This window comes from Pseudomonas sp. GL-B-12 (assembly GCF_019955895.1).
GTDB lineage: Bacteria > Pseudomonadota > Gammaproteobacteria > Pseudomonadales > Pseudomonadaceae > Aquipseudomonas.
This window is the reverse complement of record NZ_JAHBCX010000013.1, coordinates 28199-42540: the sequence shown is the minus strand read 5'-3', so window position 1 is coordinate 42540 and position 14342 is coordinate 28199. Positions and strand designations below refer to the sequence as shown.

Sequence of the window (14342 nt, the reverse complement as noted above, 5' to 3'; positions counted from 1 at the left end):
CGCGAAGATCGCACAGATTGGCCATAGTGTAGGAGCAATTGATTTGGCAGGATGAACACGTCTGGCTAGACACCAAAAAAACCTGTGGGAGCGGGCTTGCTCCGGGCGGCGATCCGACGAAAGCGGTGTGTCAGCCAACAAAAATGCTGAACGTGAATCCGTCTTCGCGAGCAAGCCCGCTCCCACAGGGGGGAAGCGTGATGCCGAAGTTACTTGCTATTGGCCAGCGTGCTGTAGCTGGTCATCAGGTTGCGGTAATCCGGAATATGGTTGGAGAACAGCGTGCCCAACCCTTCGATGTCGTTGCGCCAGTCGCGGTGCAGTTCACAGGCCAGGCCGAACCAGGTCATCAGTTGCGCGCCCTGAGCGGTCATTCGGTTCCACGCCGATTCGCGGGTCAGTTCGTTGAAAGTGCCGGACGCGTCGGTGACCACGAACACCTCAAAACCTTCGGCCAGGGCCGAAAGAGCCGGGAATGCCACGCACACTTCCGTCACCACACCGGCGATGATCAGTTGTTTCTTGCCGGTGGCCTTGATCGCCTTGACGAAATCTTCGTTGTCCCAGGCGTTGATCTGGCCCGGGCGAGCGATGTACGGCGCGTCCGGAAAAAGTGCCTTGAGCTCGGGCACCAGCGGGCCGTTGGGACCGGTTTCGAAACTGGTGGTGAGGATGGTCGGCAGCTTGAAGTACTTGGCCAGGTCGGCCAGGGCCAGCACGTTGTTCTTGAATCGATCCGGGTCGATGTCGCGCACCAGTGACAGCAGGCCCGCCTGATGATCAACCATCAGAACCGCGGCGTTGTCCTTGTCGAGACGCTTGTAGGAAGTAGTCATTGCAGTAGTCCTCGCGTGTTATCGATGCCGAATGAAAATCGGCGTGGGGTCACCGGTCAGCGCTGGGAGTCCAGCGCCTCGTGTTCGTTCGCCACTTGCTGAGCCTTGAGGTAACTCTCGATCAGCAATTGATAATGCGGCATGGCTTGGGCGTAGACAGCGGCCCACTGCTCGGCATCCGGACGGTTCCACGAGCCTTGCAGCTCAGAGAGCGTAGCCATGATGTCGATCGGCACCACCCCGGCCTGGGCCAAACGGGCAACGGTCAGATCAGTGGCCAGTTTCGAGTGGTTGCCGGAGGCGTCGACCACGGCAAACACCTTGTAGCCTTCATGCACGGCGGCGATGGACGGGAACGCCAGGCACACGCTGGTCAAGGTGCCGGCGATCACCAGGGTTTTCTTGCCGGTGGCTTTGACCGCCGCGTGAAACTCCGGGTTGTCCCAGGCGTTGATTTCACCTTTGCGCGCCACGTACTGCGCATGGGGTGCGGCCTCGTGGATTTCCGGGATCAACGGCCCGTTCGGCCCCTGGGGAACGGAAGCGGTGGTGATCACCGGCATCTTCAACAGGGTCGCGGCCTTGGCCAGGGCAATGGCGTTGGCGCGCAGTTGGGGTACGTCCATGTCCTTGACGATCTGGAACAGTCCGCTCTGGTGATCGATCAGCAGCATCGCGCTGTCATTGGGGTCGATGGTCGGTTTCTGGCCGTTGAAGTTGGCCGCGTAGACAGTGTTCATGTGCGTTTCCTCTTTCTTTTGGGCAACAGCCATCCCTGGCCTGAAAACCGGCCTACTCATCCTGTGTAGAGTCGGGTGTTGAAGCGCTGCGAATTAACCGTGCATCCGGCCGAAGCGACCGGACTGGAAGTCGGCGAAGGCCTGGTGGATTTCTTGCTCGGTGTTCATCACGAACGGCCCGTGGCCGACGATCGGCTCGTCGATCGGTTCGCCGCTGAGCAACAGCACCACCGCGTCTTCGCTGGCTTCGAGGGTCAACTGATCGCCCTTGCGGTCGAACAGGGCCAGTTGCCCCTGGCGCACCGATTCCAGGCCGTTGACCTGAACCGTGCCGCGCAGAACCACCAGTGCGGTGTTGCGCCCTTCATGCAGATCCAGGGTGAGCAACTTGCCGGCATTCAAACGAATGTCCCACACGTCGACCGGGGTGAAGGTGCGCGCCGCGCCCTTGTGGCCGTCGAACTCACCGGCGATCAGGCGCAGGCTGCCGGCGTTGTCCTTCAAGGCGATGCTCGGGATGTCACGGTCGAGAATCGTTTGGTAGCCGGGGTCGGCCATTTTGTCCCTGGCCGGCAGGTTGACCCACAGTTGCACCATCTCCAGGGTGCCACCGCTCCTGGCGAAACCTTCGGAGTGAAACTCTTCATGCAGGATCCCCGAGGCCGCGGTCATCCATTGCACATCGCCGGGGCCGATCTTGCCGCCGCTGCCGGTGGAGTCCCGGTGCTCCAGTTCGCCCTTGTAAACGATAGTCACGGTTTCGAAGCCACGATGCGGATGCTGACCAACGCCACGTCGCTCGCTGGTCGGGGTGAATTCAGCGGGGCCGGCGTGATCCAGCAACAGGAACGGGCTGATGTGCTTGCCCAGGTTGTCGTAGGAAAACAGCGTGCGAACCGGAAAACCGTCGCCAACCCAATGGGTCCGTGGACTGGTGTAGATACCGATGATGTTTTTCATGGTGTCTCCTGATGAGGTGAGTGAAGCCATGGACAAAGCTTAAAACCGTGACCTTTGCTGCGCTAGACTGCAAAAATCAGCTTTAGCGTTCTATTTGGAGAACGATGGTGGAAGACCTCAACACCCTCTACTACTTCACCCAGGTGGTGGAGCATCACGGTTTTGCCGCGGCCGGTCGCGCACTGGACATGCCCAAGTCCAAGCTCAGCCGACGCATTGCCGAACTCGAAGAACGCCTTGGTGTGCGCCTGCTGCACCGCACCAGCCGGCATTGTTCATTGACGGAAATCGGCCAGGCCTATTACCAGCGCTGCCTGGCCATGCGGGTGGAGGCGGAAAGCGCCGCCGAACTGATCGAGCGCAACCGCTCCGAGCCTCAGGGCCTGGTGCGTGTCAGTTGCCCGACGGCGCTGCTCAATTCCTGGGTCGGGCCGATGCTGACCCGCTACATGCTCAAGTACCCCTTGGTGGAGTTGTTCATCGAGAGCACCAATCGCCGGGTCGACCTGATTCACGAAGGCTTCGACATTGCCCTGCGGGTACGCTTTCCGCCGCTGGAAAACACCGACATGGTGATGAAGGTGCTGGGCAACAGCACCCAGAGCGTGGTCGGCAGCCCGGCCTTTTTATCGCGCCTGTCGACACCGGCCTCCCCGGCCGACCTCAGCGGCTTGCCGAGCCTGCACTGGGGCGCGGCGCAGCGCGAATATCAGTGGGAACTGTTCGGTGCCGACGGCAGCACCGCGATGATCCGGCATGCACCGCGCATGGTCACCGATGACCTGTTGGCCTTGCGCCATGCGGCGCTCGCCGGGATCGGCATCGTGCACCTGCCCAGCGTGGTGGTGCGCGATGAAATCGCTGCCGGGCAACTGGTGGAACTGGTGCCGGGCTGGGCACCGAAGAGCGGTGTCATCCATGCGATCTTCCCCTCGCGCCGGGGGTTGCTGCCTTCGGTGCGCACGTTGATCGATTTTCTTGGGGAGGAATTCAGCCGTAGTGATATTGACTGAAAGCAGCTGCAAGCTTTTAGCGGCAAGCGGCAAGTTGATGGGGGGATGTATGCGGCCGGGTCGACCTCTTGGATGATTCTTGATTTTCAGTAAACATTGCTTTGCCGATCCAGCGGTTTTTCTCACGGATGCAGTTGCGGATACTGCCGCCCATTCCCACTGCAACCTCTGGAGTCATTGATGTCTATTCCCGCCTTCGGCCTGGGTACGTTTCGCTTGCAAGGCCAGGTGGTCATCGATTCGGTGAGCACCGCCCTGGCGCTCGGCTACCGGGTGATCGATACCGCACAAATCTACGAGAACGAAGCCGAAGTCGGCGAGGCTATCGCGGCCAGCGGCATCGCCCGGGAAGAGTTGTTCATCACCAGCAAGATCTGGGTCGCCAACCTGGCCGGTGATCGCCTGATCGACAGCCTGAAAGAAAGCCTGCGCAAACTGCAGACCGACTGCCTGGACCTGACCCTGATCCACTGGCCGTCGCCGGACGATCAAGTGCCGGTCGAAGAGTTCATGGGCGCCCTGCTCGAAGCCAGGCGCCTGGGCCTGACCCGGCAGATCGGCGTGTCCAACTTCACCATCGACCTGATGAAACAGGCGATCGCGGCCATTGGTGCCGAGCACATCGCCACCCACCAGATCGAACTACACCCCTACCTGCAAAACCGCGAGGTCGTCGAGTTCGCACGCAGCCAGGGCATCGGCATCACCTCGTACATGACCCTGGCTTACGGTGAAGCTCTCAAGGACCCGCTCATCCAGCAGATCGCCGAGCGCCTGCACGCGACACCGGCGCAGGTCACCCTGGCTTGGGCCATGCAATCGGGTTACGCCGTGATCCCGTCTTCCACGCGCCGGGCCAACCTCGAAAGCAACTTGAAGGCTTGCGAGCTGACCTTGAGCGAGGCCGACATGGCCTTGATCGCAACGCTGGATCGCGGCCACCGGTTGACCAGCCCCAAAGGCATCGCACCGAATTGGGATTGAGCCTCAATCCTGCTCCAGACGCTGGTCCAGGCGGGCCATGGCTTGCTGCAACTGGTCGACGGCGTCGTCGATCAGTGCCGCGCGGCCGTCATTGCACGCCCGCTCCAGTTGTTCGCAACACTCGACCAGGCCAAGCGCTCGCACCATCAGCGCCCCGCCCTTGATCCGGTGTGCCAACTCCTGCAAACCCGGGCGATTGCCGCCGGCATGCAAGGCCAGCAAATGCACGCGATCCTCGCGGTTGGTCAGCGCCAGATCGTGCAATAGTTGATCGATCAGCTCACGGTCCGCATCCGCATAGCGTTCCAGCCCGCTCAAATCGAATTCGGCGAAGCCAGGGTCGTCGATTGCCGCTGGGGGGGCGCCGGGAAACCGATGGGCCAGCCACGCCTGCAAATCCACCAGGCGAATGGGCTTGAACAGGCAATCGTCCATGCCCGCGGCCTGACACCGGGCTTTCTCCTCGGCCTGCGCATTGGCGGTAAAGCCCAGAATCAGCGTCGGCGACAGCCCCTGAACCCGCTCTTGCTCACGTATCGCGCCCGCCAATTCGTAACCACTGAGCACCGGCATATTGCAGTCGGTAATGACCAGATCGAACCCGTGCCCTCGCCACTGCGCAAGCCCCTGCGCCCCGTCTTCAGCCAGCACCACACGATGGCCCAGGTAGCTCAGCTGCCGCGAAAGCAACAGACGATTGGCCGGATAATCGTCGACCACCAGAATCGACAACGCCCGGGTCGTGAGCTGCGCCGGATCCAGGGGCTTGCCCCCCGCGGGTAACGCTTGCAGGGCAGGCAGCACCAGGCTGATGTCGACCCGCGTCCCGCGCCCAGGCTCACTGTCGAGCTGCAGGCGGCCGCCCATCATTTCGCACAAGGTACGACTGATCATCAGGCCCAGGCCGGAACCTTGCCGGGCGCTCTGCTGGCTGTTGCCCGCCTGCACGAACGGGCTGAACAGGCGTTGCTGGTCGAAAGCGCTGATGCCAATGCCGCTGTCTTCGATCCGTACACTGACGGCGAGCTGCGCCGGGGCTTGAGGCCGCACTCGCAGCGTCAGGCTCACCTGGCCTTCCCGGGTGAACTTGATCGCATTGCTCAGCAGATTGGACAGCACCTGTTTGAAGCGCGTGGGATCGAGCATCGCATCGCGGTCACTGTAGTCGTCGAACTCGACCCGCCACTGCAGATTCTTCTGTATTGCCAACCCTTCGAAAACCCGGCAGACCGACGTCACCAGCTCGTGCAGATTGACCCGCTCCGGCGCCAGCGACAAATGCCCGGATTCGATCCGGGCGACATCCAGAATGTCGCCGATCAAATCCAGCAACTGCTGCCCGGCGTTGGACGCCACCTCGATGGCGGCGCGGTCGGTCTCCCCCTCATCGGCCCGTTTCAGCGCCAGTTCCAGCATGCCGATCAATGCGTTCATCGGCGTGCGGATTTCATGGCTCATGGTGGCCAGGAACGTAGTCTTGGCCCGGTTGGCGTCGTCCGCCGCGTCCTTGGCTTCCTGCAATTGCCCGAGCAATTGCTGACGCTGGCGAATCTGCCGCCGCTGCCAGACGATCCCGGCCAACGCGAGCAACAGCAAGACACCCGCCACCGCAAACGCTTGCACGATCGCCTGCCGGTGTCGCAGCCAGTAACTCTGCTCGACCATCGCGTCATAGCGCCAGGGTTGGGTCAGCTCGTCAATTTCCTCGGGAGGGATGCTCAGCAGCGCCTTGTCCAGAATCGAATGCAGTTCAGTCGCCTCGCGACTGGTTGCCAGGGTGCTTCGGGCGGGATCGGTGCCCACGGTACTGGTCACTTGCAGACGATCGCGATACTGCCGGGAAATCAGGTAACGGGCGCTGATCAACGAGTTGATGCCGCCATGGGCCTTGCCCTGGGCAACCATTTCCATGGCGTCCGTCGACAGTGGCGCATCAACCCGCTGGATCAGCGGGTAATGCTGGCGAATGTACTCGCCGGCAATGTTGCCCTGGGTCAGCGCCAGGGTTCTCCCCACCATGTCATCCAGCGCCCTGGGGCTGTCCGCGGCCACGCGGGTCACCAGCACCGAAGGGCTGCTCAGGAACGCGCGAGTGAACAGCAAATCATCTTCACGCTGGGAACTGAGACCGATACCGGCCAGTACATCGATCTGCCCGCTCTTGATGCCGGTCATCATCTCGGCCACCGACTTCATGCCGCGGATGTCAAATTGCAAGCCGGTGCGCAAACTGATTTTCGTCAGCACGTCGATGCCAATACCGCGAAACTTGCCTTCGCTGTCGATAAATGAAATCGGCGGGATATTTTCGTTGATCGCGACCCTCACCCGCGGGTGGCGTTCGAGCCAGTGCTGTTCGGCCACGCTCAATTGCAATGACTGTGTGCCGGGGATAGACACCCCGTTTGCCCCCCAACGACGCAGGATGTTCATTTGTTTATTGGTGGTGATGACCGCCAGCGCCTTGTTGACGACACGCAATAGCGCAACGTTGTCGCGGGCCATCGCAAAGGCAAAACGCCCGGACTCCATGGGCGAGAAGTCCGTCAGTTGCACGTTGTTCAGGTAATTCTTGCTGATCAGGTAATGGGCATTGATCGCATCGCCCAGATAGACATCGGCCTGGCCGAACGCCACGGCGCCCATCGCCGCCAGTGTCGAGGGAAACAGCTGGACCTGCGCTTTGGAATAGAACTGTTGCACGCTGTATTCGGGCAAGTAGTGATACAGCATCACCAGCCGCTTGCCCGCCAGTGTCGGGTCGAGCACCGGAGGGAAATCGGTGCGCGTGACCAGCACCGGTTGATCGACAGCGTAGGCACTGGACATCTGCAGCTGTGGATCTTCGGCTTCAAATCGATTGGCCGTTCCCAGCAGGTCTGCCTGCCCTTCCTTGATGGCCTGCACCGCGGCGGCCCGCGACGGATAACGTTGAACCTCAATGACGACGTTCAACAATTGTTCGAGCAACCCGGCGTAATCGGCTGTCACGCCTTCGAACACCCTGCCCGCCGTGTTGAACTCGAAGGGGGGATAGTCCGGCGCCGAGACCGCCAGTACCAATCGGCCCTTTTGCTGCAGCCAGCGCAACTCGGTTTCCGACAACCTGACGCTCATGCCTTCGGCACTCGAGCGTCCCAAAAGGGTCAACGACTGTTGTGCACAGACCGTCGATGCCCATAGAAGAAGGCCGATCAGCACCCCACCTGCCAGTCGTCGGAGAGCATTCATTCAGATCAAATGATTGCGCAGGGCGAAATCCCTCAAGTGCACCGACGAGCTCACGTTGAGCTTGAGGATGAGTCGGGTCTTGTAGGTACTGACGGTCTTGTAGCTCAGGTGCATGATCTCGGCGATTTCCAGGTTTTTCGAGCCCCGGGCCAGATACTGCAGAATGGTCAACTCACGATTGGAGAGACTGTCGATCAACTGCTTTTCACTGCGTTGCAAATCCCCCATCGACACGGAACTCGAGGGGAGCTGGGCGAAATAGGTGTAGCCGGCCATTACGGAGTTCACCGCCGCCGTCAAGTCATCCAGGTCCTTGCTCTTGGAAACATAGGCAACAGCCCCGGCACGCATGCAGCGGTCCTGATAGAACTGGGCCTCCAGCGAGGTGAACACCACCACTCGACATCGCGTGTTTTCGGCCTTGATACGGTCCATCACCTCAAGCCCCGCCACACCGGGAAGGCCCAGATCAAGCAACAGGACATCCGGTTGATGTTCCCGGATCAACGCCAGGACCTTATCGCCTCGGGAGGCCTCGTAAATCTGCTCGAACCCTTCACCCTTGAGTACGAGTTTGATCATGGAGCGAACCACCGGATGATCTTCCACAATCAGTGCTGACTTCATGACTACTCCCGTGCAAAACAACACGATCGGGCAAAAAATGCCCTCCAGATACCGCAGCGGTTGGGCACAACGCTGCGCATAGACTTTTGCATGGAGGGCTGGAAGGAACTACCTGACAGAAATGACAGTTCCGACAAACGGCAACCGACGATCAACGACGCTCATCAACTGCGTAATTGACGCAAGGTCAGGCAGAGCGGCCTGGCTGAGCTGGACTTTGCCCACGACTGGCTGCAACTGCGTCTGCTGTTCATTGAAGATAAACGCGTGATGGACCTGCGGGTTATTGGCAAAGTAATTGAACAGGTCCAGCGCTCCGCGGGCCATCGCCTCATTGACGAGCACCAGATCCAGAGGCTCGCAACCGTACTCCACCAGTGGAAGGAGCTCGTCGAGGCTCTGAACCGGTGCCACCCGGAAGTAGCCGAGCTGGTTGAACAGCCGCTCGATCCGCAGGCGGTTGAAGTGCTGCGCATCGGCGATCAGGATGCGCAAGGATTTGTTCGGCAAGGTGACCTCCAAAAGGATGTCGGTTTCAAGAGGTCGCAAAGCCTACGGAAGACCGCCCTAGGTTTATGTAGGAATATTCCTAAATAAATGCCGGTTAGTCTGACTCGTGCCAGGGAAACCCTGGCCTTTACTCCGTGGTACTCGGACTCCAGAACGCCTGCACCACCAGGGTCGACGTCGAAATCCGTGCCACCAGCGCATCCAGTTCATCGCCATCGACCGAGGTGGTCGCCAGGGTGGCTTCGATTTCAATTTCATCCGTGCCGAAGGCGTGCACATCGACATCGCTGGCCGGATAGTTGCAGCGCGCAAGCTCAGCTTCGAGCAAGGCCAGCACGGTTTTCTGCTGCGTACGCCGGGCAATGACGTAGACGATGTTGGTGACTTCCGCCGAAATCACATCCAGCGGCTGACGGTTGATGTTGTTGACGATCGGCCGCAGCAGCGTGTTTGCCGCGAGCACAAACAAGGTGCCAAGCAGCGCCTCGGCCAGCAGGTCGGCACCGGCGCAGGCACCGACCGCCGCCGAGGTCCAGAGCGTGGCGGCCGTATTGAGGCCGCGCACATTGCCCTCTTCGCGCATGATCACCCCGGCACCGAGAAAGCCGATGCCGGAAACCACGTAGGCTACGACCCGCACGGCGCCTTCGGCACCGGCGAGCCGGTTGGCCATGTCGACGAAAATCGCCGCGCCCACCGCCACCAGCACGTTGGTGCGCAGCCCGGCGGTGCGCTGCCGGTACTGGCGCTCGAAACCGATCAGGCCACCGAGGATGAAGGCCGCGCTGAGGCTGACCAGGGTGTCGAGCAGGGAGGTCAGGTTGAGGTTGTTGACGGCTTGCATATAAAACTCCTTGAGAAACACACGATCCTTGTGGCGAGGGAGCTTGCTCCCGCTGGGCAGCGAAGCGGCCCCAAAACCTGACAATGCGGTACCTCCAGCAGACCTCGCTCGCCGGTTTTGCGACTGCTACGCAGTCGAGCGGGAGCAAGCTCCCTCGCCACAAAGCTCATGCTGGCAGCATTATTGCCAGCCAAACCGGCGAATGTAGAACCCCTTCACCGCCTGGGTCAGCGCCATGTACGCCAGCAGGATCACCGGCAGGAACACGAAGTACAGTGACGGCAACGCCTGCAATTTGAAGTAATGCGCCAGCGGTCCCATTGGCAGGAAAATCCCCACGGCCATGATCAACCCGGTCATCACCAGCAACGGCGTGGCCGCGCGGCTTTGCAAGAACGGGATCTTCGGCGTGCGAATCATGTGCACGATCAGTGTCTGGGTCAGCAGCCCGACCACGAACCAGCCGGACTGGAACAGGGTCTGGTGATCCGGGGTGTTGGCATCGAACACGTACCACATCAAGGCGAACGTGGTGATGTCGAAGATCGAGCTGATCGGCCCGAAAAACAGCATGAAGCGCCCGACATCCGCCGGTTGCCAGCGTTGCGGTTGCTTGAGCATTTCGTCATCGACGTTATCGAACGGGATGGCGATCTGCGAAATGTCATAGAGCAGGTTCTGCACCAGCAGGTGCATCGGCAGCATCGGCAGGAACGGGATGAACGCACTGGCCACCAGCACCGAGAACACATTGCCGAAGTTCGAACTGGCGGTCATCTTGATGTACTTGAGCATGTTGGCGAAGGTCCGGCGCCCTTCCAGCACGCCCTCCTCCAGCACCATCAGGCTCTTTTCCAGCAGGATGATGTCGGCCGCTTCCTTAGCGATGTCCACGGCGCTGTCCACCGAAATACCGATGTCGGCGGTGCGCAGGGCCGGGGCGTCGTTGATGCCGTCGCCCATGAAACCGACCACATGGCCGTTGCCCTTGAGCAGACGGACGATGCGCTCCTTGTGCGACGGCGTCAGCCTGGCAAAGACGTTGGTGGTCTCCACCGCCTTCGTCAGCTCGGCATCGCTCATGCGTTCGATGTCGTTGCCCATCAGCAGGCCTTGCTGTTCCAGGCCGACTTCGCGGCAGATTTTCGCGGTCACCAGTTCGTTGTCACCGGTCAGCACTTTCACCGCCACGCCATGGGCGGCCAGGGCCTTGATGGCCGGTGCGGTGCTTTCTTTCGGCGGATCGAGAAAGGCTACGTAACCGATCAGTGTCAGTGCCTGTTCATCGGCCAGACTGTAGGTGTCGCGCCCTTTGACCATTGGCCGTGCCGCTACCGCAACCACCCGCAAGCCTTCGGCGTTGAACGAGGCAGTGACCTGACGGATTCGCGCCAGCAGTTCCTCGGTCAAAGCTTCATCGACTTCGCCGTGACGCACCCGCGAGCACACCGCCAGCACCTCTTCCACCGCGCCCTTGCAGATCAGCAGGTGCGGTTGATCGCGCTCGGCCACCACCACCGACATGCGCCGGCGGGTGAAGTCGAACGGGATCTCGTCGACCTTGCGAAACGCCGTGCCGACTTTCAGCTCACGGTGGATTTCGACGTGTTCGAGTACCGCCACATCCAGCAGGTTTTTCAGGCCGGTCTGGTAGTAGCTGTTGAGGTAGGCCATTTCCAGCACGTCATCCGAGTCGTTGCCCCAGACGTCGACGTTGCGCGCCAGGAAGATCTTGTCCTGGGTCAGGGTGCCGGTCTTGTCGGTGCACAGCACGTCCATGGCGCCGAAGTTCTGGATGGCGTCGAGGCGTTTGACGATGACTTTCTTGCGCGACAGGAACACCGCGCCCTTGGCCAGGGTCGAGGTGACGATCATCGGCAGCATTTCCGGGGTCAGGCCCACGGCAATCGACAGTGCGAACAGCAGCGCTTCGGTCCAGTCGCCCTTGGTGAAACCGTTGATGAACAACACCAGTGGCGCCATCACGAACATGAAGCGGATCAGCAGCCAGCTGACTTTGTTGACCCCGGTCTGGAACGAAGTCGGCGCCCGGTCAGTGGCGCCGACCCGCTGGGCCAGGGCACCGAAATAGGTACTGTTGCCGGTGGTAAGAATCACCGCCATGGCCGTGCCGGACACCACGTTGGTGCCCATGAACAGGATGTTGTCCAGGTCCAGCGGATTGAGCGTGTCGCAGTCCTGCTGACGGGGAAACTTTTCCACCGGCATCGATTCACCGGTCATCGCTGCCTGGCTGACGAACAGGTCCTTGGCGCTGAGCACCCGGCAATCGGCGGGAATCATGTCACCGGCCGACAGCACGATCAGGTCGCCCGGCACCAGTTGCCTGATCGGCAATTCGATACGCTGCGCGCCGCGGTCCTCAAGGTCACGGCGCATCACCGTGGCGGTGTTGCTGACCATGGCCTTGAGGGCATCGGCGGCCTGGTTGGATTTGGTTTCCTGCCAGAAACGCAGCAAGGTCGAGAGCACCACCATGGAGAAAATCACGATGGCGGCTTTCATGTCTTCGGTCAGCCAGGAGATGACCGCCAGTAACGTCAGCAGCAGGTTGAATGGATTCTTGTAGCAGTGCCACAGGTGCGTCCACCACGGCAGCGGCTGTTCGTGCTCGACTTCGTTGAGGCCGTATTGCTCGCGCAGGGCATCGGCTTCGAGTTCGCTCAAGCCGTCGGTGTGACTGCCCAGGGTGTTGAGCAATTGACCGGTGTCGCTGCCGGCAGCGGCCACCAGGGTTTGCGCCAGGGTGGGCGGGACTTCACGGCTGACCGTGGTGTCGGTGAAGGTTTCCAGCAACGCCAGGCGACGGAAGTGCCGGACGATGTGGCGGTTTCGCAGGAAACCTGCGAAGAATTCCTTGAGGGTAAGTTTCATGGCTGGTGCCCCTTTGGTCAGCCGGGAAACCGTCGAGCAGGCAGGTCCACGCCGCTGCCGCCGGAACAACCGGCAAAGCAAGGCCTGGCGCGCCGGTCACGAATGACAGGCGTGTCGATAGAGCGGCGGCCACGACAAAAAGTCGAAACCACGCACTGTTCAGCGTCGATGAGAGGGACGTCGGGACACGGCCGGGACTGGCCATGATCGGGATGCCGCTGCTCGCTTTTCGGCGAGACAACGACACAGGAGACTGCGCGTTATCTTGCCGAGAAAATGCCGGTTACCGAGACCGGCCGACAACTGTCACTCGAACAAGTACCCACTGTGGGTCTCCGTAATGGATGAAAACGCGCGAAGCTTACGCCCCGATGTTTGGAGAGTAAACCCGATACAAAAGCTTGCAGGGGGAATCGCGGGGTTCTTCAGGAAGGGTTCAGGAATCAAAATTTGCGGTGTTCTTTCTGGCCCCTTCGCGAGCAAGCCCGCTCCCACACTTGATCTGCGAACACAGGCCAAAATGTGGGAGCGGGCTTGCTCGCGAAGGCGGTCTGACAGGCGCTGAAGATCCTAGCTGGCCGTCGCCAACAACAGATCCACCACCGACCGTCCATGCCCGCGATGCTTGCCGTGCTCATACAAAGAGCCGGCGATCTCATCGGCACGAATCGGCAGGATCGACAACAAGGTGTCGCTCAGCCCATGGCTGGCCTGGCAAAAGCCCTGCATGTAGAGGCCGGCCTTGAAGCGTTCATCGGTAATCAGCTTGTAGTTGCGATCGACCTCGAAATCACCCAGGTACTCTTCCAGCGGCGCCAGCAGTTTGCGGTGCATCTGCCGCTCGTAGCCGGTGGCCAGCACCACGGCGTCGTAGTGGCGCACCGAGACTTCGCCGGTGGCGTTGTTGTGCAACACCAGTTCGATGCCCCGCTCGTTGGCGGTGGCCTTTGAGAGGGTGGTCAGGATGTGGAACCCATGACGGGCGATGCCCGAGACCTTCTGCCGATAGAAGATGCCGTAGATGCGCTCGATCAGATCGATGTCCACCACCGAATAGTTGGTGTTGTGGTACTCGTTCACCAGTCGCTTGCGCTCGCTTTTTGGCTGCTGGAACACCAGGTCGGTGAACTCCGGCGAGAACACTTCGTTGACGAAGGGGCTGTCGTCGGCCGGCTTGAGCGCCGAGCCGCGCAGGATCACTGGGCGTCCCACTGGCGCATCCGCACACGGCAATGCTTCATGGCATTGACGATGTGCTTTTCGACCAGCGCACGGGAAATACCCAGTTGCTCGGCGATTTGCGGATGGGATAGGCCCTCGATCTTGCGCAACAGGAAGCTCTCGCGGCACAACCGTGGCAGCTCCGCCAAGGCCCGCTGGAGCATATCCAGGCGCTGGCCGTGATCGAGGACCTTGTGCGGCGAAGGCGTGAAGTAGCGTTCTTCGCTGTCGAGTACGTCCAGCGGCTCGGCCCGACGTGAGGCGTTGCGTCGATGGTCATCGATGACCAGATTCAATGCAGTGCGATAAAGAAACGCCCGGGGCTGCTCGATCGGCGCTTCGCTGGTGCGTTCCAGCACGCGCAGGTAAGCGTCATGCACCACATCTTCGGCCACCTGGCGGTTGCCCAGCCTGGCGTTCAGGAAACACACCAGCTCGCGATAGTAGTTTTCCAACATGACTCCCATCCGCACAGGAGTGC

11 protein-coding genes and 1 pseudogene are annotated in these 14342 nt (G+C 60.8%); 2 read left to right on the top strand and 10 right to left on the bottom strand.

The genetic code is table 11. The features are described 5' to 3' along the window. Positions 1 to 209: 209 nt before the first annotated feature. The 3 genes from ycaC to KGA85_RS08895 form a co-directional block, all read right to left on the bottom strand. Positions 210 to 836, bottom strand: a complete 627-nt coding sequence (gene ycaC / locus KGA85_RS08905; protein ID WP_095942550.1) for an isochorismate family cysteine hydrolase YcaC — start codon at positions 834 to 836, stop codon at positions 210 to 212. A 56-nt stretch (positions 837 to 892) separates the two neighbouring features. Further along, a complete protein-coding gene (locus tag KGA85_RS08900) occupies positions 893 to 1576 on the bottom strand; it encodes an isochorismatase family protein (protein WP_008049795.1) in 684 nt (227 codons plus the stop codon). 93 nt (positions 1577 to 1669) lie between these two features. Beyond that, positions 1670 to 2536, bottom strand: a complete 867-nt coding sequence (locus KGA85_RS08895; RefSeq protein WP_223533626.1) for a pirin family protein — start codon at positions 2534 to 2536, stop codon at positions 1670 to 1672. 104 nt (positions 2537 to 2640) lie between these two features. On the opposite strand from KGA85_RS08895, the gene KGA85_RS08890 reads away from it, so the two are divergent. Both KGA85_RS08890 and dkgB read left to right on the top strand, forming a co-directional pair. Beyond that, complete coding sequence (locus tag KGA85_RS08890; RefSeq protein WP_223456548.1) at positions 2641 to 3549, top strand: LysR family transcriptional regulator; 909 nt, start codon at positions 2641 to 2643, stop codon at positions 3547 to 3549. Positions 3550 to 3729: 180 nt separating this feature from the next. Then, positions 3730 to 4533 carry a 2,5-didehydrogluconate reductase DkgB gene (gene dkgB, locus KGA85_RS08885; protein WP_223456547.1) on the top strand — a complete coding sequence of 268 codons (804 nt, stop codon included), beginning with the start codon at positions 3730 to 3732 and terminating at the stop codon, positions 4531 to 4533. A gap of 3 nt (positions 4534 to 4536) precedes the next feature. Here dkgB and KGA85_RS08880 read toward each other — a convergent pair whose 3' ends face one another. From KGA85_RS08880 to KGA85_RS08850, 7 genes and pseudogenes are all read right to left on the bottom strand, one after another. Next, positions 4537 to 7764: a transporter substrate-binding domain-containing protein gene (locus KGA85_RS08880; protein ID WP_223543060.1), complete on the bottom strand. Its 3228-nt coding sequence runs from the start codon at positions 7762 to 7764 to the stop codon at positions 4537 to 4539. Then, complete coding sequence (locus KGA85_RS08875; RefSeq protein WP_223537535.1) at positions 7765 to 8391, bottom strand: response regulator transcription factor; 627 nt, start codon at positions 8389 to 8391, stop codon at positions 7765 to 7767. A 108-nt stretch (positions 8392 to 8499) separates the two neighbouring features. After that, the gene (locus KGA85_RS08870; RefSeq protein ID WP_223537532.1) at positions 8500 to 8901 is read right to left on the bottom strand and encodes a chemotaxis protein CheY; all 402 of its coding nucleotides are present in this window, start codon (positions 8899 to 8901) and stop codon (positions 8500 to 8502) included. A gap of 127 nt (positions 8902 to 9028) precedes the next feature. After that, positions 9029 to 9745, bottom strand: a complete 717-nt coding sequence (locus KGA85_RS08865) for an MgtC/SapB family protein (protein WP_223456499.1) — start codon at positions 9743 to 9745, stop codon at positions 9029 to 9031. 180 nt (positions 9746 to 9925) lie between these two features. Beyond that, complete coding sequence (mgtA, locus tag KGA85_RS08860) at positions 9926 to 12640, bottom strand: magnesium-translocating P-type ATPase (protein WP_223537529.1); 2715 nt, start codon at positions 12638 to 12640, stop codon at positions 9926 to 9928. Positions 12641 to 13210: 570 nt separating this feature from the next. After that, a pseudogene (locus KGA85_RS08855) lies at positions 13211 to 13840 on the bottom strand (SidA/IucD/PvdA family monooxygenase); the annotation flags it as partial. Then, positions 13837 to 14319, bottom strand: coding sequence for a sigma-70 family RNA polymerase sigma factor (locus KGA85_RS08850; protein WP_223456496.1), 483 nt, complete (start codon positions 14317 to 14319; stop codon positions 13837 to 13839). The gene KGA85_RS08850 and the pseudogene KGA85_RS08855, both read right to left, overlap by 4 nt. Positions 14320 to 14342 lie beyond the last annotated feature (23 nt).

Excerpts from the sequence above, each read along its gene's own strand:
- ycaC (WP_095942550.1), bottom strand. The coding sequence starts at position 836 with ATGACTACTTCCTACAAGCGTCTCGACAAGGACAACGCCGCGGTTCTG.
- KGA85_RS08900 (WP_008049795.1), bottom strand. The coding sequence starts at position 1,576 with ATGAACACTGTCTACGCGGCCAACTTCAACGGCCAGAAACCGACCATC.
- KGA85_RS08895 (WP_223533626.1), bottom strand. The coding sequence starts at position 2,536 with ATGAAAAACATCATCGGTATCTACACCAGTCCACGGACCCATTGGGTT.
- KGA85_RS08890 (WP_223456548.1), top strand. The coding sequence starts at position 2,641 with ATGGTGGAAGACCTCAACACCCTCTACTACTTCACCCAGGTGGTGGAG.
- dkgB (WP_223456547.1), top strand. The coding sequence starts at position 3,730 with ATGTCTATTCCCGCCTTCGGCCTGGGTACGTTTCGCTTGCAAGGCCAG.
- KGA85_RS08880 (WP_223543060.1), bottom strand. The coding sequence starts at position 7,764 with ATGAATGCTCTCCGACGACTGGCAGGTGGGGTGCTGATCGGCCTTCTT.
- KGA85_RS08875 (WP_223537535.1), bottom strand. The coding sequence starts at position 8,391 with ATGAAGTCAGCACTGATTGTGGAAGATCATCCGGTGGTTCGCTCCATG.
- KGA85_RS08865 (WP_223456499.1), bottom strand. The coding sequence starts at position 9,745 with ATGCAAGCCGTCAACAACCTCAACCTGACCTCCCTGCTCGACACCCTG.
- mgtA (WP_223537529.1), bottom strand. The coding sequence starts at position 12,640 with ATGAAACTTACCCTCAAGGAATTCTTCGCAGGTTTCCTGCGAAACCGC.
- KGA85_RS08850 (WP_223456496.1), bottom strand. The coding sequence starts at position 14,319 with ATGTTGGAAAACTACTATCGCGAGCTGGTGTGTTTCCTGAACGCCAGG.